This window comes from Streptomyces sp. NPDC056160 (genome assembly GCF_042268205.1).
Taxonomy (GTDB): Bacteria; Actinomycetota; Actinomycetes; order Streptomycetales; family Streptomycetaceae; genus Streptomyces.
Map to the genome: position 1 here is coordinate 1 of NZ_JBHJUW010000109.1, position 22,742 is coordinate 22,742.

Here is a 22,742-nt window from a genome sequence, read left to right on the forward strand (position 1 = left end):
GGGGTGGGCCACCCCGGCGCCCCCGTGGACCGTGCCGTTCTCGTCGCCCGCGGTGACCAGCGCCACCACCGGCGTTCCGGCCGAGACCCTGATCTCCAGGCGGGTCTCGGAGAGCGGGTGGTTCTGCCCCCGCACCAGCTCGGCCGTCATCGCCTTCCCCCCTGTGCCGTGCCCCGCTCGTGCCGACGCTCGCCCTGCCGACCTACAGGTGCGGCAGGAGCGCCGGCATCAGGTCCTGGAACGTACGGCCGTTGGCCGGGACGCCGAGGGCCGTCATCGTCCAGCCGGTGCCCGCCCGGTGCACCTTCGCCATGATCTGGGCGGTGTAGTTGCCGCCGCCCGCGAGGGTGTAGCGGGCCAGTTCCTGGCCGTTGGTCTCGTCCACCAGGCGGCAGAAGGCGTTCTGCACTTCCTGGAAGGTCTGGCCCGTGAAGGAGTTCACGGTGAAGATGATCTGGTCGATGTGGACCGGGACGCGCTGCAGGTCGACGAGGATCGCCTCGTCGTCGCCGCCCTGGCCGACGCCGCCGACGAGGTTGTCGCCGGTGTGGCGCACTGAACCGTCGTCGCTCACCAGGTGGCGGAAGAAGACGACGTCGACCGGCTGCTTGTCGGCGAAGAGCACGGCGGAGGCGTCGAGGTCGATCTCGCGCGTACGGGATCCGAACAGGCCGCGGCGGGGAGCCGCCTGCCAGCCGAGCCCCATACGGACCGCGCTCAGGCTGCCCCCGTCGTTCTTCTGCAGACTGATGGCCTGACCCTTGGTCAAGTTGACGGTCACGGCTGCTTCCCCTCTCGGACTGCTCCCCTGTTGCCGCGGATTCGCGCGGTTGATCAGAACCCTACGCAGAGACGCTGACATCACCGCACGCCGGTCCGTACTTTGTGTCGGTCTTGCAACACAGCGCGCACGCGGATGCCCCCAGGCGCTCCCTGTAGGCATCCGCCTTCCCTCGGCTCCCTCGGGCGACCGCCCGCCCCTGGGATCAGGCCAGACCGGCCTCGCGCATCTGACGCAGTTCCTTCTTCATCTCGGAGACCTCGTCGCGCAGCCGGGCCGCCACCTCGAACTGCAGCTCGGCGGCGGCGGCGCGCATCCGGTCGGTCATCTGCTCGATCTGTTCGGCGAGCTGGGCCGCGGGACGGTCGGTGGGCACCGTCTCCTTCGCCTTGCCCTTGGCGGACTTGCCCGCCTTGGCGCCCTTGGCTGCCTGGTCGCCGAGCGCCGGGACGGGGGCCTTGGCGCCCTTGCCGTCCTTGCCCTTGCGATAGCCGGTGCCGAGCAGCTGCTCGGTGTCGACCTCCTCGCGGGCGATCTGCGCGACGATGTCGTTGATCTTCTTGCGCAGCGGCTGGGGGTCGATGCCGTTGGCCTTGTTGTAGGCGATCTGCTTCTCCCGGCGGCGGTTGGTCTCGTCGATGGCCTTCTCCATCGCCGGGGTGATCTTGTCGGCGTACATGTGGACCTGGCCGGAGACGTTGCGCGCCGCGCGGCCGATGGTCTGGATGAGCGAGGTGCCGGAGCGCAGGAACCCCTCCTTGTCGGCGTCGAGGATCGCCACCAGGGAGACCTCGGGCAGGTCCAGGCCCTCGCGCAGCAGGTTGATGCCGACCAGGACGTCGTACTCCCCGGAGCGCAGCTCGCGCAGCAGCTCGATGCGGCGCAGGGTGTCGACGTCGCTGTGCAGGTAGCGCACCTGGATGCCCAGTTCCAGGAAGTAGTCCGTGAGGTCCTCGGCCATCTTCTTGGTGAGGGTGGTGACCAGGACGCGCTCGTTCTTCTCGGTGCGCTTGCGGATCTCGTGCACCAGGTCGTCGATCTGGCCCTCGGTGGGCTTGACGACGACCTCCGGGTCGACGAGGCCGGTGGGGCGGATGATCTGCTCGACCTGGCCGTCCGAGCGTGACAGCTCGTACTGCCCGGGGGTCGCCGACAGGTAGACCGTCTGGCCGATGCGTTCCTGGAACTCCTCCCACTTCAGCGGGCGGTTGTCCAGGGCGGAGGGCAGCCGGAAGCCGTGCTCGACCAGGGTCCGCTTGCGGGAGGCGTCGCCCTCGTACATCGCGCCGATCTGGGGCACGGTCACGTGCGACTCGTCGATGACGAGGAGGAAGTCGTCGGGGAAGTAGTCCAGCAGGGTGTTGGGCGGGGTGCCCGGCGCGCGGTCGTCGAAGTGCATCGAGTAGTTCTCCACACCGGAGCAGGTGCCGATCTGGCGGAGCATCTCGATGTCGTAGGTGGTGCGCATCCGCAGCCGCTGCGCCTCCAGCAGCTTGCCCTGCTTCTCCAGCTCGGACAGGCGCTCCTTGAGTTCCTCCTCGATGCCCCGGACGGCGCGCTCCATGCGCTCGGGTCCGGCGACGTAGTGCGAGGCGGGGAAGACGTAGAGCTGCTGGTCGTCGCTGATGATCTCGCCGGTGAGCGGGTGCAGGGTGGACAGCGCCTCGATCTCGTCGCCGAACATCTCGATGCGGACGGCCAGCTCCTCGTAGACCGGGAAGATCTCGATGGTGTCGCCGCGGACCCGGAAGGTGCCCCGGGTGAAGGCCATGTCGTTGCGGGTGTACTGGATGTCGACGAAGCGGCGCAGCATCTCGTCGCGGTCCATCTCCTCGCCGACCTTGAGGGGGACCATGCGGTCGACGTACTCCTGGGGCGTGCCGAGGCCGTAGATGCAGGAGACGGAGGCGACCACGACGACGTCGCGGCGGGTGAGCAGCGAGTTGGTCGCGGAGTGCCGCAGCCGCTCCACCTCCTCGTTGATCGAGGAGTCCTTCTCGATGTAGGTGTCCGACTGCGGGACATAGGCCTCGGGCTGGTAGTAGTCGTAGTACGAGACGAAGTATTCGACGGCGTTGTTGGGGAGCAGCTCGCGGAACTCGTTCGCCAGCTGCGCGGCCAGCGTCTTGTTGGGGGCCATCACGAGCGTCGGGCGCTGGAGCTTCTCGATCATCCAGGCGGTGGTGGCGGACTTGCCGGTGCCGGTGGCGCCGAGCAGGACGACGTCCTCCTCGCCCGCCTCGACGCGCCGGGCTAGCTCGGCGATGGCCTGCGGCTGGTCGCCGCTGGGCTGGTAGGGGCTGACGACCTCGAAGGGCGCCACCGTGCGTTCGATCTGGGAAACGGGCCGCATGTCATCCACCGTACGACCCGCCACTGACAACGGGACGGGATCAGCGGTTCTGCGGGGTGCGCGCGGGGCGCCCGGCCGGGACGCGGCGGGCGTCGGCGGCGGGGTGCCGGACCGTGTGGCCGACGAGTTCGCGGGCCGGGACGCCCGGCTTGTGCTCGACGGGCACCCAGTCCGTCCTGCCCATGATCATCAGCGGATCGCGCATCACGACGATCCCGGCCAGGAGCAGGAAGGCGAGCGGGCCGATCAGCATGGGGGCGAGCAGGGAGGCCGGCGACTCGCCGGGGACCGGGTCGCCACCCGTGCCGTGCAGGTGCACGCTGAGCGCGGCCATGCCGGTGTAGTGCATGCCGCTGACGGCGAGGCCCATGACGAGGCTCGCGCCGACGCTCCAGAGGAATCCCCTGACCCGCCCGGCCGCCCACAGGGCAGCGGTCGCCGCGACGACCGCTATGACGACCGAGGCGGCGACGGTGAGGGTGTTGTACTCAAAGGTGCCGTCGAACTGCATCCCGGCCATGCCCAGGTAGTGCATGGAGGCGACGCCCAGGCCGGTGACCGTGCCTCCGGTGAACAGCGCCGAGCCGGTCGCGCCCTTGTAGCCGACGATGAAGATCCCGACGCCCACCATGACGATGGCGAGGGCGAGGCTCGCGTACGTCGTCGGCCTGTCGTAGTGGATCGGCGCCCCGTGGACGGTGAATCCCATCATCGCCACGAAGTGCATGGTCCAGATGCCCGAGCCGATGGCCGCCGAGCCGAGGGCGAGCCAGCCGGGGCGCCAGGAGTGGGCGACGAGCAGGGCGCGAGTGGTGCAGCGCAGGCCGAGCGCCCCGCCCAGGCAGGCCATGAGATAGGCCACCAGAGGGGTGACGATCCCGTAGCTGAATCCGTCGACCGTGCCGTGCATGCGCGGTTGCCCTTCCGCCCTGTTGAGTCCCGGAATGTAGTGAAGTCGCCCCCGTCCCATGACCGCCCCCGCGGCCAGGGTTGACGCAGAGAGTATGACTGCCGCCGGAATGACCGAACGATTTTCCGGCAAAGAAGCACGACCCTTCCCCAGATGTGCGCCACCGGTGAGTGCGCCTCGGCGACTCCCCTGTCCCTCCCTCGATCGCGTGACGAGTCGTCGACATTCCCTGATGGTGACTTTCCGCTGTCACTCTTACACTGTCCGTCATAATGTGATGTGAGGAGTCCGCATGTACGCGCGCGCAGTCGCCGCCGCGACCACCGTCCTGCTGGGAGCCATGGTGTTGTCGCCCACCGCCGAGGTCCTGGCGGCCGGCGGCCATGAGCGGCCGCTGATCGTCGGCCACCGGGGCGCGGCCGCCTACGCCCCGGAGAACACGCTGCCCTCCGTCGACAAGGCGGCCGCGCTCGGTTGCCGCTGGGTGGAGAACGACGTACAGCGCACCAGGGACGGCGAACTCGTGGTCCTCCACGACGACAGTCTCCGGCGCACCACGAACGTCGAGCAGGTCTTCCCGGGCCGGGCGCCGTGGAAGGTGAAGGACTTCACCGCCGCCGAGATCTCCCGACTGGACGCGGGCAGCTGGTTCTCCCCCGCGTACGCGGGCACGCGCGTGCCGACGCTGAAGCAGTACATGCGCAGGGTCGAGCAGCGCCACGAGAAGCTGCTCCTCGAGGTCAAGAACCCGGAGCTGTACCCCGGCGTCGAGCGCCAGATCCTGAAGCTGCTCGGCCACGAGGGGTGGCTCGACCGCCGGCATCTGACGGACCGGCTGATCGTGCAGAGCTTCAGCGCCGACAGCGTGCGCACCGTGCACCGACTGGACCCGGCCGTCACAACCGCCTTCCTCGGCCGGCCCGCGACGGCGGACCTGCGCCGGTACGCGGGGTTCGCCGACCTGATCAACCCCTCCTGGACCACCCTGACCACGGAGTACGTGTCCCGCGTCCACGCGGTCCCCGGGCCGCACGGCAGCCCGCTGCGGGTGTTCACCTGGACGGTCGACGACGCTCCCCGCGCCCGGACCGTCTCCGGTTACGGCGTCGACGGCATCATCTCCGACAGGCCGGACGTGGTGCGCGCCGCCCTGGACGCCCCCTGAGCCGCTGCCGGCCCCTCGCGAAATCCGTCGTGAGGGACGAACGCGCAGGTCGGCGGGCGTTGTCAGTGGCGGGTCCTACGGTGGTCGGCATGGACAACCACGAGCAGGACGAGCGCAGGGGACAGCAGGTCGTGTGGGCCGTGGTCACCAGCGGCATCGGCCCCCTGCTGCTGGCGGCGACCGGCGACGGCCTGGTCAACGTCGTGTTCCACGCCACGGACGCGGTCCGCGACCGGGCCCTGGCCCGGCTCGCGTCACGGCTGGGCACCGCGCCCGTCGAGGCGCCCGGTTCCCCGCTGCTCGCCGAGGCGATACGCCAGCTGGACGCCTACTTCGCGGGCGAGCGGCGGGACTTCGAACTACCCCTGGACTGGTCCATGCTCTCCGGGAACACCGGCTTCAACGGGCAGGCACTGCGCGCACTGGCGGCGGGTGTGCCGTACGGGACGGTCGTCGGGTACGGCGAGCTGGCCGGGCGGGTCGGCCAGCCCGGCGCGGCCCAGGCGGTGGGCGTCGCGATGGGCTCCAACCCGCTGCCGGTCGTGGTGCCGTGTCACCGGGTCGTCGAGAGAGACGGAGGTATAGGCGGCTTCGGCGGCGGCCTGGAGACCAAGCGTGCGCTGCTCGCGCTGGAGGGCGTGCTGCCCGAGCCGCTGTTCTGAGGCGGTCCGGGCAGGGCCCCGGTGGGCTCAGTCGTAGTGCCTGGCCTCGAAGACGTTGCCGTCCGGGTCACGGAAGTAGAAGCTGCGCGGCGCCTTTCCGCGGGCGCCGTAGGAGTCGTGGGAGATGCCCGACACCGGTACGTCGCCCTCCTCCAGGCGGGTGCGCAGGGCGTCGAAGGCGTCGGCGGGCAGGGACAGGCAGACGTGGTTCACGGGGTGGCCCGCGCTGCCGGCCGCGCCGGGAAGCATGTTCATGCCGGGGATGAGGTCCAGCGGCGCGAGGTCGAAGATCGTCTCCTCGTTGAGGCGTACGGAGGGGAAGGACACCTCGCCCGCGGTGAACTCCGCGACGCGCAGCGGCTCCAGACCGACCGCCTTCTCGTAGAAGTCGGCCGCCGCGAGCGGGTCGCGCACCCAGAGGACGACGTGGTCGAGACGTGTGGTGTTGTCCGTCATGGGTCCCAGGCTGGTGCCGCGCGGTTCCGGCCGCAAGGGTTTGACCGGGGCCGGGGCCCGCCAGAGATGAGGGGAGAGCGGCAGACGGGAGGCAGGCACGTGCTGGTGGTGTCCGAAGAGGTACGGGAGGCGCTCGCCGGGCGGCGCCCCGTGGTGGCCCTGGAGTCGACGATCATCGCCCACGGGCTGCCCCGCCCGCGCAATCTCCAGGTGGCGCTGGAGCTGGAGGAGGTGGTGCGGCAGGAGGGGGCCGTACCGGCGACGATCGCCGTGCTGGACGGGCGGCCCCATGTCGGCCTGGACAAGGAACAGCTGGAGCGGGTCGCGAACGAGGAGGGGATGCGGAAGCTGGGCCACCGCGACCTGCCCCTGGCCGTGGCCGCGGGGGCGAGCGGGGCGACCACGGTCTCGGCGACCGCGCTGCTGGCCGCGCTGGCGGGTGTCCGCGTCTTCGCGACGGGTGGTCTCGGCGGTGTGCACCGGCAGTGGACGGTGACGCAGGACGAGTCCGCCGACCTGGGTCTGCTCGCACGCACCCGGATCACCGTCGTGTGCGCCGGGGTGAAGTCGATCCTGGACGTCCCGGCGACGCTGCAGCGCCTGGAGACCCTGGGCGTCTCCGTGGCGGGCTACGGCACCGATCGCTTCCCCGGCTTCTACCTGTCCGACTCGGGACATCCGGTGGACTGGACCCTGCGCACGCCCGAGGAGGTGGCCGAGGTCATGCGGGCGCAGAACGTGCTGCGGGCGCCCGAGTCCGCGCTGGTCGTCGCCAACCCGGTCCCCCGCGAGGAACAGCTGGACCCCGCGCTGCACGCGCGCGTGCTCGCCGACGCGCTGAGCGCCTGCGAGGAGGAGGGCGTCACGGGGCAGGCGGTCACACCGTTCCTGCTCGAATTCCTCGTACGGCACACGGACGGCGCCTCGCTCCGGGCCAACCTCGCGGCCGTGCGCGGCAACGTCCGGCTGGCCGGACGCATCGCCGCCGCCTGGACCCGGGGGTGACGACGGAGCGGGCGGCGACGGCGGACGAGGACACGGAGCGGGGGGCGGGGGACGGCCTTCGCGAGGCCGGGAGCGGCGCGGGCGGTGCGTTGCTGGTGGCCGGGGACGTGGTGACGGACGTCGTCGCACGGCACCGGGGGCCGCTCGCCGCGGGCACCGACACGGCCGCGGCGATCCGGCTGGTGCCGGGTGGCGCGGGGGCGAACGTGGCCTGCTGGGCGGCCCACCAGGGGTGCCCGGAGGTGCGGTTGCTCGGGCGGGTGGGGGCGGACACCGCCGCATGGCACGAGCGGGAGCTGACCGCTTCGGGAGTGCGCCCCCGGCTGGTCGTGGACCCCGACGCGCCGACCGGCACGGTGGTCTGCCTGGTCGACGAGGCGGCAGCGGCCGAGCGTACGTTCCTCACGGACAGCGGGGCGTCGCTGCGGCTGGCGCCCGGGGACTGGTCGGACCGGCTGCTCGACGGAGTGACCCGGCTGCACCTGTCGGGCTACCTGCTGTTCTCCGGGGTGGGGCGGGCGTTCGTGGCGGTGGCCGTCGCGGCGGCACGCGCGCGTGGTGTGCCGGTGAGCCTGGACCCGGCCTCGGCGGGTTTCCTCGCGGTGCTGGGCGTGGACCGGTTCCTTGCGCTCGCCGAAGGGGTGGACGTCCTGCTGCCCAGCCGCGACGAGGCGTGCCTGCTGACGGGGTTGCCCGATCCGGCGGACGCCGCGGCGAAGTTGAGCCGGCAGTTCGCGCTGGTGGTGGCCAAGCTCGGCCGGAACGGGGCACTGGTGGCCCGTTCGGGCGCCGTGTGCGCCCGCGTGCGGGCCCGGCCCGCGGCGCCTGTCGACACCACGGGAGCCGGCGACGCGTTCACCGGCGCGTTCCTCGCCGCGCTGCTCACCGGCGCCGGGGCCGAGGCCGCCGCGGCGGACGGCTGCCGCGCGGGAGCGGTGGCGGTGACGCACGTGGGCGGGAGACCTCTGCGGTGCTCTCCCTGAGACAGTCCTCTTGAGGCGGCGCCCCTGAGGCGGTGCTTCAGGGGCGGTGCTTCAGGGGCGGCGCCCCTGAGGCGGCGCTTCAGGGGCGCCGCCGCTGAGGCGGCGTCCCTGAGGCCGTCTCCTCAGGGCGGTCCTCTTGCGGCGGTTTCCTTGCGAGGCGCCTGGGCGGGGCCGCCCCCGGGACTACTCCTTGTGTCCCCAGGCCGAGAACATCGGGGCCGTGGCCAGGTCCATGGTGCCGGTGGCCACGTTGGCCAGGTGCCGGTCGATCTCGTCGTCGGTGGCCAGCCCGGCGGCGACGAGCCGGCCACGGATCTGCCGGACCGTGGCGGACTCCAGAGCGGCGCAGGCCTCCGAGGCGACCGGGAAGTAGGCGTCGGCCTCGACGTGGCGCAGCCCGGCCTCGCGCAGCAGACGCGGGATCGTACGCCCGTACGACAGATCGGCCCCCCGGTCGGCGAGCAGCCGACGGAACCCGCGTCGCAGCCGGTTCGCCAGTTCCTCGGCGGGGCTGTACTCGTCCGGGCAGAGCAGCGGCTGCAACGCGGGGTCGGCATCCTCCAGCAGCAGCAGCCCGCCGGGGCGCAGGGCCGCGACCATGGACCGCAGCGCCTTTGCCCGGTCGGGCACGTGGACCAGGACGAGCCTGGCGTGCACCAGGTCGAAGCCCTCCCCCGGCGGTTCCTCGGCTCCGACGTCGTGCACCCGCACCTCGACCGGTCCCCGGCCGGCCGTGGCGAGCCGAGTGGTGTCGATGTCCGTCGCCACGACCCGCCCGGTGGCGCCGACCCGGCCGGCCAGCCAGGAGACGACGGACGTCCCACCCGCCCCGACTTCCCAGCACCGCCACCCGCGGTCCACGCCGAGCGCGTCCAGGTGCCGGAAGGTCGTGGGGTCGAAGAGGTGGGCGAAGGCGTCGAAACGCTCCCCCGCCTCGGTCTGCCGGTTGTCGAGGAGATATCCGTCGCCCTGTGTCATACCCCCGATCATGCCGCTACGCCGCCGGACGCACGGCGGCGACGCCCGACGAGGGGCCGGAGGAGGCCGGAGGCAGCCCGAGGAAGCCGGAGGAGGCCGGAGGCAGCCCGAGGAAGCCGGAGGAAGAGGAAAGGGAGCGGGCGAAGCAGGGGCAGACGACGTCAGCCGTTCCAGGCCGGACGGCGCGGGTCGTCGGCGCGGACCAGCACGTCCGCCGTGGCCGCCGGGCCGCTCTCCGCCTCGTAGCGCTCGAAGGCGGGCAGCGTCCAGTGGTCCGCCTCCGGGGTGCGGCGGCGCAGGGCGGCCGGGGAGAGGAGGACATGGACGCTCAGGTCGAACGGGAACCAGTGCCGCAGCAGCAGGGGGCCGTGCAGCAACAGCAGGCCGCGGGGCGGAAGCGGGACACGGGGGCTGCGGGTGGCCCGGTCGGTGCCCGGGTTCCACAGATCGGGCAGGATCCGGCCGTCCCCGCCGGGTTCGAGCGGACCGAACACCTCGCGCCAGAGAGCGCTCGTGTCCAGCCAGCCGTCGTAGTACGACTCCACGTCCCGGTGGCCGTGTTCGAACCGGAGGGAGGCCGGGCGGAGGAAGCCCTCGGTACCGACGACCAGTGACGGCCTGCCCCGCACGCGCAGCGCCTCGCCGACGCGTTCGGCCAGGTCGCCCGGGCGGGCCGCGGGAGCGCCGTCGAAGGCGACGCGTGGCCAGGCGCCGCCGTCGCCGGGTTCCAGGGCGAGCAGTCGTTCGGCCAGGAGGTCGCCGAGCCGTTCCCAGGTGATCGCTTCGAGTCGCACAGGGTCATGATGCGCCAGGCGGACGGGCGGGTGGCCGGGGGCCGGTACGGGAATGAACCTTCCATGCCCCCGCTGCCGCCCGGTCCCTCCCCGTCTTCGTCGCCGGCCCCGCCTCGGCAGGGACTGGTCGTCGTCCAGCCCGTGCGCAGGAAGCACTGCGCCGCCTGCCGCCGCGGGCCGCTGTCCCTGCTCGTCCTGGAGGAGGGTCGGCCACGCTGTCTGGACTGCGCCGACCTCGGTCACCTGGTGTTCCTGCCACGCGGTGACACGGCGCTGACGCGCCGGTCGCGCGAGGAGAGCACGCTGTCGGCGGTGGTGGTGCGCTTCGACCGGCGCCGCGGCCGGTACGAGCGGCAGGGAGTCCTCGTGGAGGAGGTGGCTCTCTCCCGGGCCGAGGAGCGGTGTCTGGCGGACGCCGAGGCGCGGCGTCGGCGGCGGGCCAGGGACGCGCGGCGCAGGGCGGCGGAGGACGTTCGGTTCACGGAGGCGTTCGCGGCGGAGATCCGGCGGCTGTTTCCCGGGTGTCCTGCCGAGCGGGCCCGGGCCGTCGCTGCGCACGCTTCGGCGCGGGGCAGCGGACGGGTCGGGCGCAGCGCGGCAGGGCGGGCGCTGTCCGAGGGCGCGGTGGTCTGCGCGGTGCGGGCGTCGGTACGGCATCTGGACACGCCGTACGACCGGCTGCTGATGGACAAGGTGGCACGACCCGAGGCGCGGCGGCGGACGGCGAACGCCGTGGAGTCGGTGCTGCGGACGTGGCGGAACGAGGAGGCAGGGACGCCCCGCGCGGCCTGAAGGGCGGGGCTGCCTCACGACGAGGAGGCGGAGCGGGTCTCCCCGGTGGGCAGGCTCGGCCGGGAACGGCGCTGCGGCCGAGGCCGGTGCTGTCGCGCACTCTGCGCGGGGGGCCGGGGCGACGTATCGTGGCCGGGAGAGTGCCGCCCGTGGCCGGATGAGTGCCGCCCGATCACTAGGGGGACGGCCATGGCCGATCCCAAGGGATTCATGAACACGCCCCGCCGGGAGTGGCCCCGCAGGCCGGTCCGGGAACGGGTCGGCGACTGGGACGAGGTCTACGTTCCGGGCGCGCTGCTGCCGATCATCGGCCCGCAGGCCGACCGGTGCATGGACTGCGGAGTCCCGTTCTGCCATGACGCCTGCCCGCTGGGCAATCTGATCCCCGAGTGGAACGACCTGGTCGCCCGAGCGGACTGGCGGGCGGCGAGCGACCGGCTGCACGCCACCAACAACTTTCCCGAGTTCACGGGGCGGTTGTGTCCGGCGCCCTGCGAGGCGGGGTGCGTACTCGCGATCAACCAGCCGGCCGTCACCATCAAGAACGTCGAGTGCGCCATCGCCGACCGCGCCTGGGAGGAAGGTTTCACCCCGCCGCGCCCGCCGGACCGGCTGTCGGGGCGCACCGTGGCGGTGATCGGCTCGGGACCGGCCGGACTCGCCGCGGCCCAGCAGCTGACCCGCGCCGGGCACACGGTCGCCGTGTACGAGAAGGACGACCGGCTCGGCGGTCTGATGCGGTACGGCATCCCGGCGTTCAAGATGGAGAAGCGTCATCTGGAGCGCCGGCTGGAGCAGATGCGGGCCGAGGGGACCAGGTTCCGCACGTCCACGGCGGTGGGGCGGGACGTGGGGGCGGCGCGGCTGCGTGCGCGCTACGACGCGGTGGTGATCGCCACGGGAGCCACGGCCTGGCGTGAACTCGACGTACCGGGACGCGCGTTGACCGGGGTGCAACAGGCGATGGAGTACCTGCCGCTGGCCAACCGGGTGTGCGAGGGCGACCTGGAGGTCTCCCCGATGTCCGCCGAGGGCTGCCATGTGGTCATCGTGGGCGGGGGCGACACGGGCGCCGACTGCCTGGGCACGGCGGTGCGGGAGGGCGCCGCCTCCGTCACCCAGCTGGACATCTACGCCCAGCCGGGCGCGGAGCGCGACGAGGACCGCGAGCCGTGGCCGACGTACCCGAAGGTGTACCGGCTCTCGGCCGCGCACGAGGAGGCCGGGACCCTGCGGACGGCGCCCGCCGCGGACGCCGACGCGCGCCTGTTCGCGGCGTCGACGCTCCGCTTCACCGGCGACGAGCAGGGGCACGTGCGTGAGCTGCACCTGACCGAAGTGGACGAGCGCCGCCGTCCGTTGCCGGGCACCGGGCGGAGCCTGCCCGCCGATCTCGTGCTGCTGGCGCTCGGTTTCTCCGGCCCCGACCGGGCGGACGGCCTCATCGACGAGCTGGGGCTCGAACTCGCCCCCCGCGGCACGCTCGTACGGGGCCCCGACTTCGCGACCGATGTCCCCGGTGTGTTCGCGGCCGGGGACGCGGCGCGCGGGCAGTCGCTGATCGTGTGGGCTGTCGCGGAGGGGCGGGCGGTGGCGGCGGCGGTCGACCGCTACCTGACGGGCAGTTCACGGCTGCCCGCGCCGATCGGGCCGTACGACCGTCCGATGGCGGTGTAGGGAGTCGAGGTCGCAGAAGTCGAGATGGCAGAAGCCGTAGAAAGCCGCCGAAGCCGCCGAAGCCGCCGAAGCTGTCAAAGTCGTCGCAGTCTGAAACGGTCAAGTTTGTACCAAAATTAATAAGTTGAGCAAGAAAAACAGCGAAGGCCGGTCGGGCGGACGCCGGTCAGGAGAGCAGGAAGTCGGCCTCCCCCGCCTTGGCGCCCTCGATGAAGGCGGTCATCTCGTCGGTGGTGTAGATGAGGGCAGGGCCGTCCGGGTCGGTCGACTGACGCACCGCGATCCGGCCGTCGGACAGCTTCATCGCCTCCAGGCAGTTGCCTCCGTTGCCGCCGCTCCACGGCTTGTGCCAGCCCTCGCTGCCCAGCTCTCTGGCGGGCATGCCGTTGTAGATCCGCTCGCCGCGGATCCGTCGGCCGCGACGGCTCGAAGCGGGCTGGGACGTGATGTGATCCATTCACAACTCCTTGCGGAGATCCCGGAGGATCTCCTTCGTGCGATGTGCTGTGGCGGCCTGCGCCGCCATGCGGTCCATGACCTCCAGGTGGGTCGCCACCTCGCTGCGCGCGTCCAGGTAGACGGCGCCGGTCAGGTACTCGCTGTAGACCATGTCCGGCAGTTCGGGCATGGCGAACCGGAACAGCACGAAGGGCCCGTAGGTGCCGGGGTGCGGCCCCGAGGAGAACGGGGCGACCTGCAGCGTCACGTTGGGCAGCTTCGTGGCGTCGAGCAATCTGTCGAGCTGGGCACGCATCACCTGCGGACCGCCGACCGGGCGGCGCAGCGCCGTCTCGTCCAGCACGACCCAGAACCGGGGCGCGTCGGGACGGGTGAGCAGATCCTGGCGTTGCATGCGGAGCGCGACGTGGCGCTCGATGTCCTCGGGGCTGGTCTGTCCTATGGCGCCCGAGGTGAGCACTCCGCGCGCGTAGTCCTCGGTCTGCAGGAGTCCGGGTACGAAGTGGGGCTCGTAGGAGCGGATCAGCGCGGCGGCGCCCTCCAGGCTGACGTACATCGAGAACCAGCCCGGCAGGATGTCGTGGAACCGCTGCCACCAGCCGGGCCGGTTGGCGTCCTCGGCCAGTTGCACGAAGGCCTCGGCCTCGTCGTCCGGGATGCCGTACGCCTTCAACAGCAGTTGCAGGTACGGGATCTTGAGGGCGACCTCGGCCATCTCCATCCTGCGGACGGTGGCGGGGGCCACGCGGAGGATGCGGGCCGCTTCCTCGCGCTTGAGTCCCGCACGTTCCCGCAGGTCGAGCAGGCGTCGGCCGAGCACGACCTGCCCGACGGTCGGCGCGGACCGCGGTTCGCTCACACTCCACCTCCACCAGAGACGCCCAAGGGTGCCGACGGGTCCGCGGGGCGGCGGCGCAACCGCGGAGCCCTGAAGAATCCCGACAGGCCTGCGGCGCCATTCGAAGATTCATTCGAAGATCCGACGGATCCTCGGCCGATCTCAACTGGCGCCGCGCGACATGCTGTTGCGAGCAGTGTGCCACGGCCCCTCACCGCGTCACACAGCACTCTGCATTTTTCATAGTGACACTTGCCAAGTGTTCACGGCGGGGAGATAGTGGCAAGCGTGATTCCGTCCCCGCCCTTAGGAACAGACGCCGCCGCGGGCCTCCTCGCCCCCGGCGCCGCCACGGGAGCGGGCCCCACCGGGGCCGTTGCCGAGCGCCGGTTCCGTTTCGAACTGGCCGCACATCCGGGTTCCCCCGCACAGGCCAGAAGACTGACCAGAGGCCGACTGACCGGCTGGTCGGTGTGCGAGGACACCTGCGACACCGCGGCCCTGGTCGTCTCCGAGCTGGTCACCAACGCCATCGTGCACACCGCGAGCAACCAGATCGTCTGCGAGCTGCTCGACAGTGACGACCTGGTGCGCATATCCGTGCGTGACGAGGGCTGCGCCCCGGGTGAACCACACCCGTCGCCGCAGCGACCGGAGGAGGAGCACGGCAGGGGCCTGCTCCTCGTCGAGGCGATGTGTCGCGCCTGGGGCGCGCAGGAACAGGGCCCCGGGCTGGTGGTGTGGGCCGAGCTGCCCCGCGCGGCCGACCCGGCGGACGCGGGCACCGCCACGCCCGGCACGCAGGGGTTCCCGGAGCCGGGACCCGGCGCGGCCTCGGACCCGTACGTGGTGCGGGACGACCTCGGCTGGGGGGCGCGCCCGAAGCCGGCGCCTGCCCGCCACCCGGGCCGCGAGGACGATCCACGGGCGGCGCGGGAGGCTCAGGCGCCGCACGAGGTCTCCGAGGCGCGACAGGCTCACGCACCCCGCGAGGCACGGGAGGTGCCGGTGCACGACGTGCCTGAGGCGCAGGCGGTACATGAGGTGCACGAGGTGCGGACAGGAACACATGCGCCCCGCCTGCCACAGTCACCTCACATCCCGCATGTGCCCCACCCCCACAACCACAGCGCGCACCAGCCGTCGCACGGTCCTCAGGCACCCCATGGTCCGCACGGGCCGCATGCCGCGCAGACACTCCACTCCCCGCACACACCGCAGGGAACCCGACCGCAGGAACCTCATGGAACGGGGGCCGTATGGCTGTGAGCGGCGCTTCCGGCTCCGGTCAGGCACTCGACCTGGACACGCTCGTACGCCTGGGACGCACGGCGCGCACGCCCGGCGCACCCGACGGCCCGGACCGGTCCGGTGCGCCGCTGCGGCTGGTCCTCCCCGAGGGCACGACCGTCCCTCTGGGCTGTGACGCGGTGGCGGTGCCCGCCCGTTTCGGTTCCCAGCTGATGCCCCGGCTGCCGCGTGTGGGCTGCGTCTACGCCGACGGGACGCACTGGTGGTGGATCGTTCCGGCGGACTCCGACTACGCACTGCGCTGGCCCGCCCCCGCGCACTACGCGACGGGCGCGGTCCTTCCCGACACCGCCCGTGACCAGCCTCCGGCCCTCATCCACCGCCCGGACGGGCCGGTCCCCTACACACCGCCGATCCCGCTGTACCTGGCGTTGTGCCGGGTGACGGGCGCGACTCCGGCCTGGTCCCGCCCCGTCAGCGCCTGAGCGCGCACCGGCGCACGTCCGGAGCCTTCACGCGTGCCGTCCGCGCGACTCCACCGTCCCGCGCCCCACAGGCGCGCGGCGCGCGCAGCGTGCGCGCCGGACTCAGGGCACGCGCTCCACGGCGCACGCGCGGGCTCAGGCGGTCACGTCACCGCCGCCCTCTGCGCCCCGGACGATCACCAGGAACGTGTCCGTCGCGAGGTCCATCACGACCTCGGCGGGCAGGCCCTCCAGACGCCGCGCATACGCGAACTCCTCCGCCGGCCACGATCCGCGCGGACCACCGGCGGGAAAGCGCTCGAGCACCGTTCGCCCGTTCACCCTGCACCTCCCAGTAAAGCTGTACTCGTAGAGTTAAACGCCAAGCATGGGGCGAACGGCTCGCGCAGTGATGGTACTGAGACGCAGTCGACACGAGTTCAACGCCTGAAGTGCGTCTCACCTCACACTTTCGGCGCAGTCGATCACCTTCCGCGCCACCTCGCGCACCGTTCGTGTTCACCCGTCGGTGTCTTCCTGCACGGTGCCCACCGCCCCACCGAGGACGCGCTGCGCCTCCGCGACGGCCCGGGTCAGCGCCGCGGGCGACGCGCTCAGACCGCCGAGGATGCCGTCGACGTCGCTCAGACCCGCGCGGGCGACCAGCCCCTTGTCGTTGGTGGTCCACTCCCCGCGTGCGGCCAGCACCGCGTGCGCCGTCTGCGTCGCGGCGAGGGCGACGGCACCGGCGGTCTGGACGAGCGAGCCCGTGGCCGCGTGTCCGTCCTTCGCGTAGGCGAGGGTGGCGGCGGCCAGGCCGTACCAGTGTCCGGGCGCGGTCCGGCGCAGCTTCTCCGGGTACGCCCTCGGCTGCCGCACCCGGCCGCGCAGCACCCGGTTGACCGCGAGCTCTGCCACCACGAGGTAGCTCGGGATCCCGGCGAGGTGGAAGAGCAGCGGCTCCACCCGGAACCGGCCCTCCTCGGCCTCGGCCCACTCGTGCTCCACGACGTCCAGGTCGCGGTAGTGGACGTCGACGTGGCGGCCGTCGACGGTCAGCCAGGCGCCGCCGTTGAAGACACCGCCGCCCCAGCCGCCGATCTCGGACACTTCGCCCGGCCAGCCGACCGCCCGCAGGTCGGCGGGGTCGAACCGCCCCCGGTAGTAGACCGCGAGGTCCCAGTCGCTGTCGGGCCGGTGGGTGCCCTGGGCGCGGGAACCCCCGAGGGCCACGGCCCGGACACCGGGGAGAGCGGCGAGGCGGTCCGCGGTGGTGTCGAGGAAGACCTCGTCCGAATGCTCCATGTGCACCTTGTTCTCCGATCCCTGTCCTCTATTCCCGGCTCCCGCTTGCTCCCCCGGCGCCCGCTCTTCTCGCGGCCCGGGGAAATTCGGATGCGGCCGTACCCCCCGGGCGCGCATCATCGGCGGGCCGTCCGTCGTCCACCGGCCGTCAACCGGCCGCCCGAGGAGCCACGTTGATCCAGCGCGTCACAGCCCCCCGCCTCTTTCCGCCACCCCGGTACTCCCACGCCTCCGTCGTCGAGGCGGGCACCAGGCTGGCCTTCCTCGCCGGGTCCGTGCCGTTGGACGCCGCGGGCGAACTCGTCGGTGCGGGTGACCCGGTGCGCCAGGCCGAGCAGGTGATCACCAATCTCACGGAACAACTCCGCGAGGTGGGCAGCGATCTGGCCCACGTGCTGGTGACCGAGGTGTACGTCGTCAGCGACGATCCCGCTGTGCTCTCGGCCGTCTGGGACGTCGTCGAGGCCTCCGGACTCAGTACGGGACCCCACTCGTCGACGCTGCTCGGTGTCTCCTGCCTCGGGTACACGGGGCAGTTGGTGGAGATCACGGCGACGGCCGTCGTCCCGGAGGCGGACACGGACGGCAGGGCGGCCCGGGCGGAGGGAGAGGGGTGGCGCGCATGAGCACGACCGACTCCGTGGTGCTCCGCCGGGCCGGTGACCCCGATGCCCAGGCCGCCGCCGATGTCTGGCTGCGGTCCTTCGCCGCCGCGCTGCCGACGGTCGTCCGGCCGCACTCCGACGACGAGGTGCGGGCGTACTTCCGGCACGTGGTGGTGCCCGCTCGGGAGACCTGGGTGGCCGACGACCGGGGCGGGGCCGGCGTCGTGGGCGTCATGGTGCTCGACGGCGAGGAGTTGTCCCAGCTCTACCTCGCCCCCGAATGGCGGGGGCAGGGGCTGGGCGACCGGTTCGTCGCCCTGGCCAAGGAGCGTGTCCCGCGGGGGCTGACACTGTGGACCTTCCAGGTCAACGAGCCCGCCCACCGCTTCTACGAGCGGCACGGCTTCGTCCCCGCCGAGTACACCGACGGCAGCCGGAACGAGGAACGGGAGCCGGACGTGCGGTACGTCTGGCTCCCGTGAGTCCGGACCGCCACCCTCAGCCACGGGCGCCGTACGCGTCCGTCGCCGCCACCCGCTCGTCGTCGCCCGCGCCCCGGACGATCGGCGGACGTTCCGCGGGCGCCGTCGTCGCCCGGTTGCCGTCGCCGACGTCGAGCGCGCCGGGACCGCAGGCTTCGATCTCCGGATGCAGGGGCACCGGCGCACCCTATCGGCCGTGCCGGAGCCCGCTCGCCTCCTTTTCCGCTGCGCGCAGAAGCTCGTGTTCCGCTGCGCGCAGAGGCTCGTGAGCCGCCGTGGTCGGCGCCTCGGGGCCGGGGCCGGGGCGGGCGGTCATGTGGTCCGCGGTGCCGGGGTGGTCGGCAGGCCCGCCGCCTGTGCCGCCGTCCGCAGGACGTCCCGAAGCATCTCGGGGGTGAGCCGGCCGGTGAAGGTGTTGCGCTGGCTCACGTGGAAGCAGCCGAAGAGGTCGAGGCCGTCGAGCGGCACGCGGGTGCCGTGGGCGAAGGCGGGACGCGGACGCGGCACCGTCCAGCCCGCCTCGTTGAACGCCGGCAGCGCGGCCTGCCAGCCGAACGCGCCGAGCACCACCACCGCCCGGAGGGTGGGGCGCAGCAGGTGCAGCTCCTGGACCAGCCAGGACCGGCAGGTGTCCCGCTCGCCGGGGGTCGGCTTGTTGGCGGGCGGGGCGCAGTGCACCGGTGAGGTGATCCGCACGCCGTACAGTTCCAGGCCGTCGTCGGCGGACACGGCGGTCGGCTGGGAGGCCAGCCCGACGTCGTGCAGTGCCTCGTAGAGGACGTCCCCGGAACGGTCCCCGGTGAACATGCGACCGGTCCGGTTGCCGCCGTGCGCGGCCGGGGCGAGTCCGAGGATGAGCAGCCGCGCGTCCGGGGGCCCGAAGCCGGGCACGGGGCGGCCCCAGTACGTCCAGTCGGCGAACGCCGCCCGTTTGGTGCGGGCGACCTCCTCGCGCCAGGCCACCAGGCGCGGGCAGGCCCGGCACCGGGTGATGCGCTGGTCGAGAGCGGCAAGGCTGCTGGTGTCCATGCCTCCACCGTAAATTCCTCCGGGGCCGTGCTTCCGAGAGGCTAAGGTCAGGACCATGGCTTCCGGAGACGACGTGGACCGCGACCAGGGCAGGAGCGGCGAGGACGGTCGGACACGAGGGGACTCCCCGCAGGCGCCCCCGTCCGAAGGTCCGGAGACCGGTGCCTCGGAGGAACCGGAGACCGGCGCCGCGGGGGGACCGGAGACCGGTGCTGCCGGGGGTCCGAAGAACGCCTCTGCACCGGACCCCAAGATCGCCGCTGCCGTCGCCGCCGCCGAGGCGGCCGGTCCGGCGAACGGCGAGACCGTGCGGATCGACAGCTGGATCTGGGCCGTCCGCCTGGTCAAGACCCGCTCCGTCGGCGCGACCGCCTGCCGGGGCGGCCACGTCCGGGTGAACGGTGAGCGGGTCAAGCCCGCGCACTCCGTCCGGATCGGCGACGAGGTGCGGCTGCGCGGCGAGGGCCGGGAGCGGATCGTCGTCGTCACGCGGCTGATCCGCAAGCGGGTCGGCGCGCCCGTGGCCGTCCAGTGCTATGTCGACAACTCCCCGCCGCCTCCGCCCCGTGAGGCCGTCGCCCCCGCCGGTGTCCGCGACCGCGGTGCCGGACGCCCGACCAAGCGGGACCGCCGCGAGCTGGAGCGGCTGCGCGACATGGGCGGTCTGGACGGCCCGAGCGGCCCCGCAGGCCGGCCGAGGAGCCGGTGAGCGACCACCCGGACCCGGTGAACGACGCACCGGAGCCGGCGGCCGGCCGCGGGGCCGGTGAGCGACCACCCGGTGGCCGGTCGGCGCCGGTACGAGGCCGGTGAACGACGGACCTGAGCCGGTGCCGGAACCGTGATCGTCCCGTCACCGCGCCGGGCCTGCACCGGCTGCCCGGCAGGTGGCGGGCTCAGCCCTGTCGGCGGACCAGGCGCAGAAGCCGCGCGTTCTCGCCGCGTCGGGCCCAGGCTATGAGGAGCAGCGGGACGATCAGGACGACCGGAGTCGCCGCGTTCTGCCCGTGGAAGACGGTCAGCTGGACGACGAACGCGCCCGCCATCAGCGCGCTGAGCGCCACCGCCGCCACCGACTGCAGCACCGGGATCAGCAGGGCGACCCCACCGGCCAGTTCCAGGGCACCGATGCTGTACATGCCCGCGCTGCTCCAGCCCATCCGGTCGAACGACTCCACGGCCGACGGGTGAGCGATGAGCTTGGGAAGGGCGCTCGCGAAGGCGTAGAAGAGCGCGAGCAGCACCTGGACGACGCGCAGGGCGACGAGGGCGCGACGGCCACGGGCAGTGGGCGCGGTGCCTGTGGCGAGCGGTGCGCCGGGCGCCGGGGAGACGAGGGGTGCAGCGGGGACGGCGGTGGTCTCGGCCATGGGTTTCTCCTGCGGGAAGCGAAGCGGTCCGTGGGGTGCTTTCACGGGGGTAGACCGGCCTCCGCGGTGAAACTCATCGCAGCTCGGTCTGCTCCGTTCGCACCGCCCTCACCCAGGTCCCGTCCTCGGTGAGATGTGTGTCGGTCCTCAGTCCGGCCTCGCACAGCGCGCTCTCGAACTCCTCCCTGCTCAGGGGGCGGGACAGGAATGTCTGCGTCCAGGTGGCGTCCGGGAACACGTACTCCGCGCGCACCGAATTCACGCCGCCGCCGACCGGCTCGGCCGACAGGATGCGCACGGTGAAACCGCCGGGGTCCACGCGCTCGCGGGGCAGGTCGGTGTGGTAGTCCGCCCCTTCCCGCTGGATGAGTACGCAGCCGCCCTCCGCGAGGTGCCGTGCGCAGGTCCGCAGCAGTCCCCGTCGTATCTCGGGGTCGCCGGCGTGCACGAGGAAGGAGGCGAGCATGACGACGTCGAAGGTCTCCCCCAGCTCCAGCTCCTCGATCGGGCTGCATATGGTCCGGGCACCGCGCACTCGCGCCAGCATCTGCGGGGACTCGTCCACCGCCGTCACGGTGAACCCGCGCTCCAGCAGCGGGTGGGTCACGCGGCCCGCGCCGCAGCCCAGCTCCAGGATGCGGGCGCCCGCGGGCACGGCGGCGGCGATGATGTCCGGCTCGGCTCCCACGGGCAGCCGCTCGTACAGCTCCACCGCGCAGCCGTCGGGCGTGATCGCGCCCGGCCCTGTTCCCTGATAGCCCATACGCGTCTTCGGTTTCATGCCCGGACAACGGCCCGCGCCCGCACGGTCGTTCCCGTCCCCCTTCGGTTCACCCGTCCGAGTGAGCCCCGGAGTCCGGCCACGCGGGCCCCGGGGAGGCGGGCCACCGACGGCGCCTTTGGTGAACGCCCCGGCGAAGAGTACGTTGCAAGGAGAAGTGGTGACTGGCGATGCGTACGGGCAGTGAACCGGCGACCGCGCGCAGTGCTCTGCGGGCGCGGTTCTGGCTGTGCCTGTGGGGGCTGGTCTGGGCGATGTTCGGTACGGCCGTATTCGTGCTGGTCGGACACCCCGGGTGGGCGGCGGCCTGCGGTGTGCTGTGGCTGGTGATCGCCGTCGACTTCACGATCATCGTGCGGCACCTGCGGCAGGGCCCGCACTACCAGCCGGGCCGTGACGTCCCGCCGTACCGGCCCCCCGGCGGGTGGGACCGGTAGCCGCCGGGAAGCCGCCGCCGCGGAAGCTGGGTGCCGGCGCGGTCAGGTGTCGAACTTGGCGTGCTGCAGGTACTCCGGGTTCGGGTCCAGTGCGGCCGCCAGCCGGAAGTGACGCTTGGCCAGGTCGGGACGCCCCTGCCGCTCGTAGGTGCGGGCCAGCGCGAAGTGCGCGAACGCGTTGTCCGGCTCGCGCTCCAGAACGATCGTGAACTCCAGCTCGGCGGGTCGCAGTTGCGCGGCGGCGAAGAAGGCGCGGGCGCGCAGCAGCCGGGCCGCCGTGTTCTCGGGGTGCGCGCCGATGACTTGGTCGAGCAGTTTCACCGCGCCCCGTGGGTCCCGCGCGGCGAGCAGCTGCTCGGCGGCGCGGAAGTCGATGACATGCGTCTCCGGGGTACGTCCGGGGGAACCGCTGGTCTCGGGCACGGCAGAGTCCTTCCCTTGCTGGGAGGGTTCAACGCCCCGGCCGGGCAACCGTATTCCTGCGGGTGCCGTGCGCGGGGCGCGGCGCTCGGCTATCCCTGGGTGCCGCTGGGCGCGGCGTGCGCCCTGCGGACCAGTTCCGACCAGACCTCTCGCACCCGCTCCCGGAGCCGTTCCAGAGGGACGTCGTTGTCGATGACGAGGTCGGCGATCGCCAGGCGCTCGTCCCGCGTGGCCTGGGCGGCCATGCGCGCGCGTGCGTCGTCCTCGGTCATGCCGCGCAGCCGGACGAGCCGGTCGAGCTGGGTCCCGGGGCCGGCGTCGACGACGATCACGAGGTCGTACAGCGGGGCCAGGCCGTTCTCCGTGAGGAGGGGGACGTCGTGGACCACCACGGTGTCCTCTGCGGCCGCTTCCTCCAGCCGGCGCGAGCGGGCACCCACCAGGGGGTGCACGATCGCGTTCAGGACGGCCAGCCGCTCGGGGTCGGCGAAGACGACGGCGCCCAGGCGGGGGCGGTCCAGGCTGCCGTCGGCGGTGAGGATCTCCGGGCCGAAGGCCTCGACCACCGCTGCGAGCCCCGGCGTACCAGGGGCGACCACCTCGCGCGCGATGCGGTCGGCGTCGATCAGCACCGCACCGCACTCCACGAGCAGCCGTGCCACCTCGCTCTTACCGGCTCCGATGCCCCCGGTCAGGCCCACCTTCAGCATGAACGGCAGCTTAGGGCCTCGTTCCGGCTCCG

The 22,742-nt window shown here is 72.6% G+C and carries 28 protein-coding genes; 12 read left to right on the top strand and 16 right to left on the bottom strand.

Going from position 1 to position 22,742, the window contains the following annotated elements; all coding sequences use genetic code 11:
- Positions 1-202 precede the first annotated feature (202 nt).
- The 3 genes from ACFC02_RS30930 to ACFC02_RS30940 all read right to left on the bottom strand — a co-directional run bounded on the left by ACFC02_RS30930 (position 203) and on the right by ACFC02_RS30940 (position 4,044).
- Positions 203-781 (bottom strand): TerD family protein, encoded by a 579-nt coding sequence (locus tag ACFC02_RS30930; protein ID WP_360962685.1) that lies wholly within the window; start codon positions 779-781, stop codon positions 203-205.
- A gap of 205 nt (positions 782-986) precedes the next feature.
- Positions 987-3,134, bottom strand: a complete 2,148-nt coding sequence (uvrB, locus tag ACFC02_RS30935; RefSeq protein ID WP_376364422.1) for an excinuclease ABC subunit UvrB — start codon at positions 3,132-3,134, stop codon at positions 987-989.
- A 40-nt stretch (positions 3,135-3,174) separates the two neighbouring features.
- Complete coding sequence (locus tag ACFC02_RS30940) at positions 3,175-4,044, bottom strand: MHYT domain-containing protein (RefSeq protein WP_376364425.1); 870 nt, start codon at positions 4,042-4,044, stop codon at positions 3,175-3,177.
- A 292-nt stretch (positions 4,045-4,336) separates the two neighbouring features.
- Between ACFC02_RS30940 and ACFC02_RS30945 the strand changes: the two genes are divergently transcribed.
- On the top strand, positions 4,337-5,209 hold the full coding sequence (locus ACFC02_RS30945; protein WP_376364428.1) for a glycerophosphodiester phosphodiesterase: 873 nt from the start codon (positions 4,337-4,339) through the stop codon (positions 5,207-5,209).
- Positions 5,210-5,298: 89 nt separating this feature from the next.
- Complete coding sequence (locus ACFC02_RS30950; RefSeq protein ID WP_376364431.1) at positions 5,299-5,871, top strand: methylated-DNA--[protein]-cysteine S-methyltransferase; 573 nt, start codon at positions 5,299-5,301, stop codon at positions 5,869-5,871.
- A 27-nt stretch (positions 5,872-5,898) separates the two neighbouring features.
- Here ACFC02_RS30950 and ACFC02_RS30955 read toward each other — a convergent pair whose 3' ends face one another.
- Positions 5,899-6,327 carry a VOC family protein gene (locus ACFC02_RS30955; RefSeq protein WP_376364434.1) on the bottom strand — a complete coding sequence of 143 codons (429 nt, stop codon included), beginning with the start codon at positions 6,325-6,327 and terminating at the stop codon, positions 5,899-5,901.
- 99 nt (positions 6,328-6,426) lie between these two features.
- On the opposite strand from ACFC02_RS30955, the gene ACFC02_RS30960 reads away from it, so the two are divergent.
- The gene (locus ACFC02_RS30960; protein WP_376364437.1) at positions 6,427-7,332 is read left to right on the top strand and encodes a pseudouridine-5'-phosphate glycosidase; all 906 of its coding nucleotides are present in this window, start codon (positions 6,427-6,429) and stop codon (positions 7,330-7,332) included.
- An 89-nt stretch (positions 7,333-7,421) separates the two neighbouring features.
- Entirely contained in the window at positions 7,422-8,315 is an 894-nt protein-coding gene (locus ACFC02_RS30965) for a carbohydrate kinase family protein (protein ID WP_376364506.1), read from the top strand.
- Positions 8,316-8,498: 183 nt separating this feature from the next.
- Here ACFC02_RS30965 and ACFC02_RS30970 read toward each other — a convergent pair whose 3' ends face one another.
- Together ACFC02_RS30970 and ACFC02_RS30975 are read right to left on the bottom strand one after the other, a co-directional pair.
- Positions 8,499-9,293, bottom strand: coding sequence for a methyltransferase domain-containing protein (locus ACFC02_RS30970; RefSeq protein ID WP_376364440.1), 795 nt, complete (start codon positions 9,291-9,293; stop codon positions 8,499-8,501).
- A gap of 161 nt (positions 9,294-9,454) precedes the next feature.
- Positions 9,455-10,087: a uridine kinase gene (locus ACFC02_RS30975; RefSeq protein ID WP_376364443.1), complete on the bottom strand. Its 633-nt coding sequence runs from the start codon at positions 10,085-10,087 to the stop codon at positions 9,455-9,457.
- A gap of 63 nt (positions 10,088-10,150) precedes the next feature.
- On the opposite strand from ACFC02_RS30975, the gene ACFC02_RS30980 reads away from it, so the two are divergent.
- Positions 10,151-10,879 (top strand): DUF2293 domain-containing protein, encoded by a 729-nt coding sequence (locus ACFC02_RS30980; protein WP_376364446.1) that lies wholly within the window; start codon positions 10,151-10,153, stop codon positions 10,877-10,879.
- A gap of 189 nt (positions 10,880-11,068) precedes the next feature.
- On the top strand, positions 11,069-12,556 hold the full coding sequence (locus ACFC02_RS30985) for a glutamate synthase subunit beta (RefSeq protein ID WP_376364449.1): 1,488 nt from the start codon (positions 11,069-11,071) through the stop codon (positions 12,554-12,556).
- Between the two features lie 166 nt (positions 12,557-12,722).
- Here ACFC02_RS30985 and ACFC02_RS30990 read toward each other — a convergent pair whose 3' ends face one another.
- Together ACFC02_RS30990 and ACFC02_RS30995 are read right to left on the bottom strand one after the other, a co-directional pair.
- On the bottom strand, positions 12,723-13,013 hold the full coding sequence (locus tag ACFC02_RS30990; protein ID WP_376364452.1) for a DUF397 domain-containing protein: 291 nt from the start codon (positions 13,011-13,013) through the stop codon (positions 12,723-12,725).
- Complete coding sequence (locus tag ACFC02_RS30995) at positions 13,014-13,874, bottom strand: helix-turn-helix transcriptional regulator (protein WP_376364455.1); 861 nt, start codon at positions 13,872-13,874, stop codon at positions 13,014-13,016.
- Between the two features lie 267 nt (positions 13,875-14,141).
- Here ACFC02_RS30995 and ACFC02_RS31000 point away from each other — a divergent pair, with 267 nt between their 5' ends.
- Together ACFC02_RS31000 and ACFC02_RS31005 are read left to right on the top strand one after the other, a co-directional pair.
- A complete protein-coding gene (locus ACFC02_RS31000; RefSeq protein ID WP_376364458.1) occupies positions 14,142-15,122 on the top strand; it encodes an ATP-binding protein in 981 nt (326 codons plus the stop codon).
- Positions 15,113-15,589 (top strand): hypothetical protein, encoded by a 477-nt coding sequence (locus ACFC02_RS31005; RefSeq protein WP_376364462.1) that lies wholly within the window; start codon positions 15,113-15,115, stop codon positions 15,587-15,589. The genes ACFC02_RS31000 and ACFC02_RS31005 overlap by 10 nt, the downstream gene beginning before the upstream one ends.
- 135 nt (positions 15,590-15,724) lie before the next feature.
- On the opposite strand, the gene ACFC02_RS31010 is transcribed toward ACFC02_RS31005, so the two are convergent.
- On the bottom strand, positions 15,725-15,910 hold the full coding sequence (locus ACFC02_RS31010; RefSeq protein ID WP_360962722.1) for a hypothetical protein: 186 nt from the start codon (positions 15,908-15,910) through the stop codon (positions 15,725-15,727).
- A gap of 177 nt (positions 15,911-16,087) precedes the next feature.
- The gene (locus tag ACFC02_RS31015) at positions 16,088-16,873 is read right to left on the bottom strand and encodes a nucleotidyltransferase domain-containing protein (RefSeq protein ID WP_376364466.1); all 786 of its coding nucleotides are present in this window, start codon (positions 16,871-16,873) and stop codon (positions 16,088-16,090) included.
- Positions 16,874-17,046: 173 nt separating this feature from the next.
- Between ACFC02_RS31015 and ACFC02_RS31020 the strand changes: the two genes are divergently transcribed.
- Together ACFC02_RS31020 and ACFC02_RS31025 are read left to right on the top strand one after the other, a co-directional pair.
- Complete coding sequence (locus tag ACFC02_RS31020; protein ID WP_376364469.1) at positions 17,047-17,499, top strand: RidA family protein; 453 nt, start codon at positions 17,047-17,049, stop codon at positions 17,497-17,499.
- On the top strand, positions 17,496-17,960 hold the full coding sequence (locus tag ACFC02_RS31025) for a GNAT family N-acetyltransferase (protein ID WP_376364472.1): 465 nt from the start codon (positions 17,496-17,498) through the stop codon (positions 17,958-17,960). The genes ACFC02_RS31020 and ACFC02_RS31025 overlap by 4 nt, the downstream gene beginning before the upstream one ends.
- A 16-nt stretch (positions 17,961-17,976) precedes the next feature.
- Here ACFC02_RS31025 and ACFC02_RS31030 read toward each other — a convergent pair whose 3' ends face one another.
- Both ACFC02_RS31030 and ACFC02_RS31035 read right to left on the bottom strand, forming a co-directional pair.
- Positions 17,977-18,138 (bottom strand): hypothetical protein, encoded by a 162-nt coding sequence (locus ACFC02_RS31030; protein ID WP_376364475.1) that lies wholly within the window; start codon positions 18,136-18,138, stop codon positions 17,977-17,979.
- Positions 18,139-18,272: 134 nt separating this feature from the next.
- Positions 18,273-18,989, bottom strand: a complete 717-nt coding sequence (locus ACFC02_RS31035; RefSeq protein WP_376364478.1) for a uracil-DNA glycosylase — start codon at positions 18,987-18,989, stop codon at positions 18,273-18,275.
- A 55-nt stretch (positions 18,990-19,044) separates the two neighbouring features.
- Between ACFC02_RS31035 and ACFC02_RS31040 the strand changes: the two genes are divergently transcribed.
- Entirely contained in the window at positions 19,045-19,698 is a 654-nt protein-coding gene (locus ACFC02_RS31040; RefSeq protein ID WP_376364480.1) for an RNA-binding S4 domain-containing protein, read from the top strand.
- 187 nt (positions 19,699-19,885) lie between these two features.
- Here the strand turns inward: ACFC02_RS31040 and ACFC02_RS31045 are convergent, their stop codons facing one another.
- Entirely contained in the window at positions 19,886-20,359 is a 474-nt protein-coding gene (locus tag ACFC02_RS31045; RefSeq protein WP_376364483.1) for a DoxX family protein, read from the bottom strand.
- A 73-nt stretch (positions 20,360-20,432) separates the two neighbouring features.
- The gene (locus ACFC02_RS31050) at positions 20,433-21,140 is read right to left on the bottom strand and encodes a class I SAM-dependent methyltransferase (protein ID WP_376364486.1); all 708 of its coding nucleotides are present in this window, start codon (positions 21,138-21,140) and stop codon (positions 20,433-20,435) included.
- A gap of 170 nt (positions 21,141-21,310) precedes the next feature.
- Between ACFC02_RS31050 and ACFC02_RS31055 the strand changes: the two genes are divergently transcribed.
- Entirely contained in the window at positions 21,311-21,577 is a 267-nt protein-coding gene (locus ACFC02_RS31055) for a DUF6343 family protein (RefSeq protein WP_360962747.1), read from the top strand.
- Between the two features lie 42 nt (positions 21,578-21,619).
- On the opposite strand, the gene ACFC02_RS31060 is transcribed toward ACFC02_RS31055, so the two are convergent.
- Positions 21,620-22,000, bottom strand: coding sequence for a tetratricopeptide repeat protein (locus ACFC02_RS31060; RefSeq protein WP_376364489.1), 381 nt, complete (start codon positions 21,998-22,000; stop codon positions 21,620-21,622).
- Between the two features lie 89 nt (positions 22,001-22,089).
- Positions 22,090-22,710 carry a dephospho-CoA kinase gene (coaE, locus tag ACFC02_RS31065; RefSeq protein ID WP_376364492.1) on the bottom strand — a complete coding sequence of 207 codons (621 nt, stop codon included), beginning with the start codon at positions 22,708-22,710 and terminating at the stop codon, positions 22,090-22,092.
- Positions 22,711-22,742: the final 32 nt, after the last annotated feature.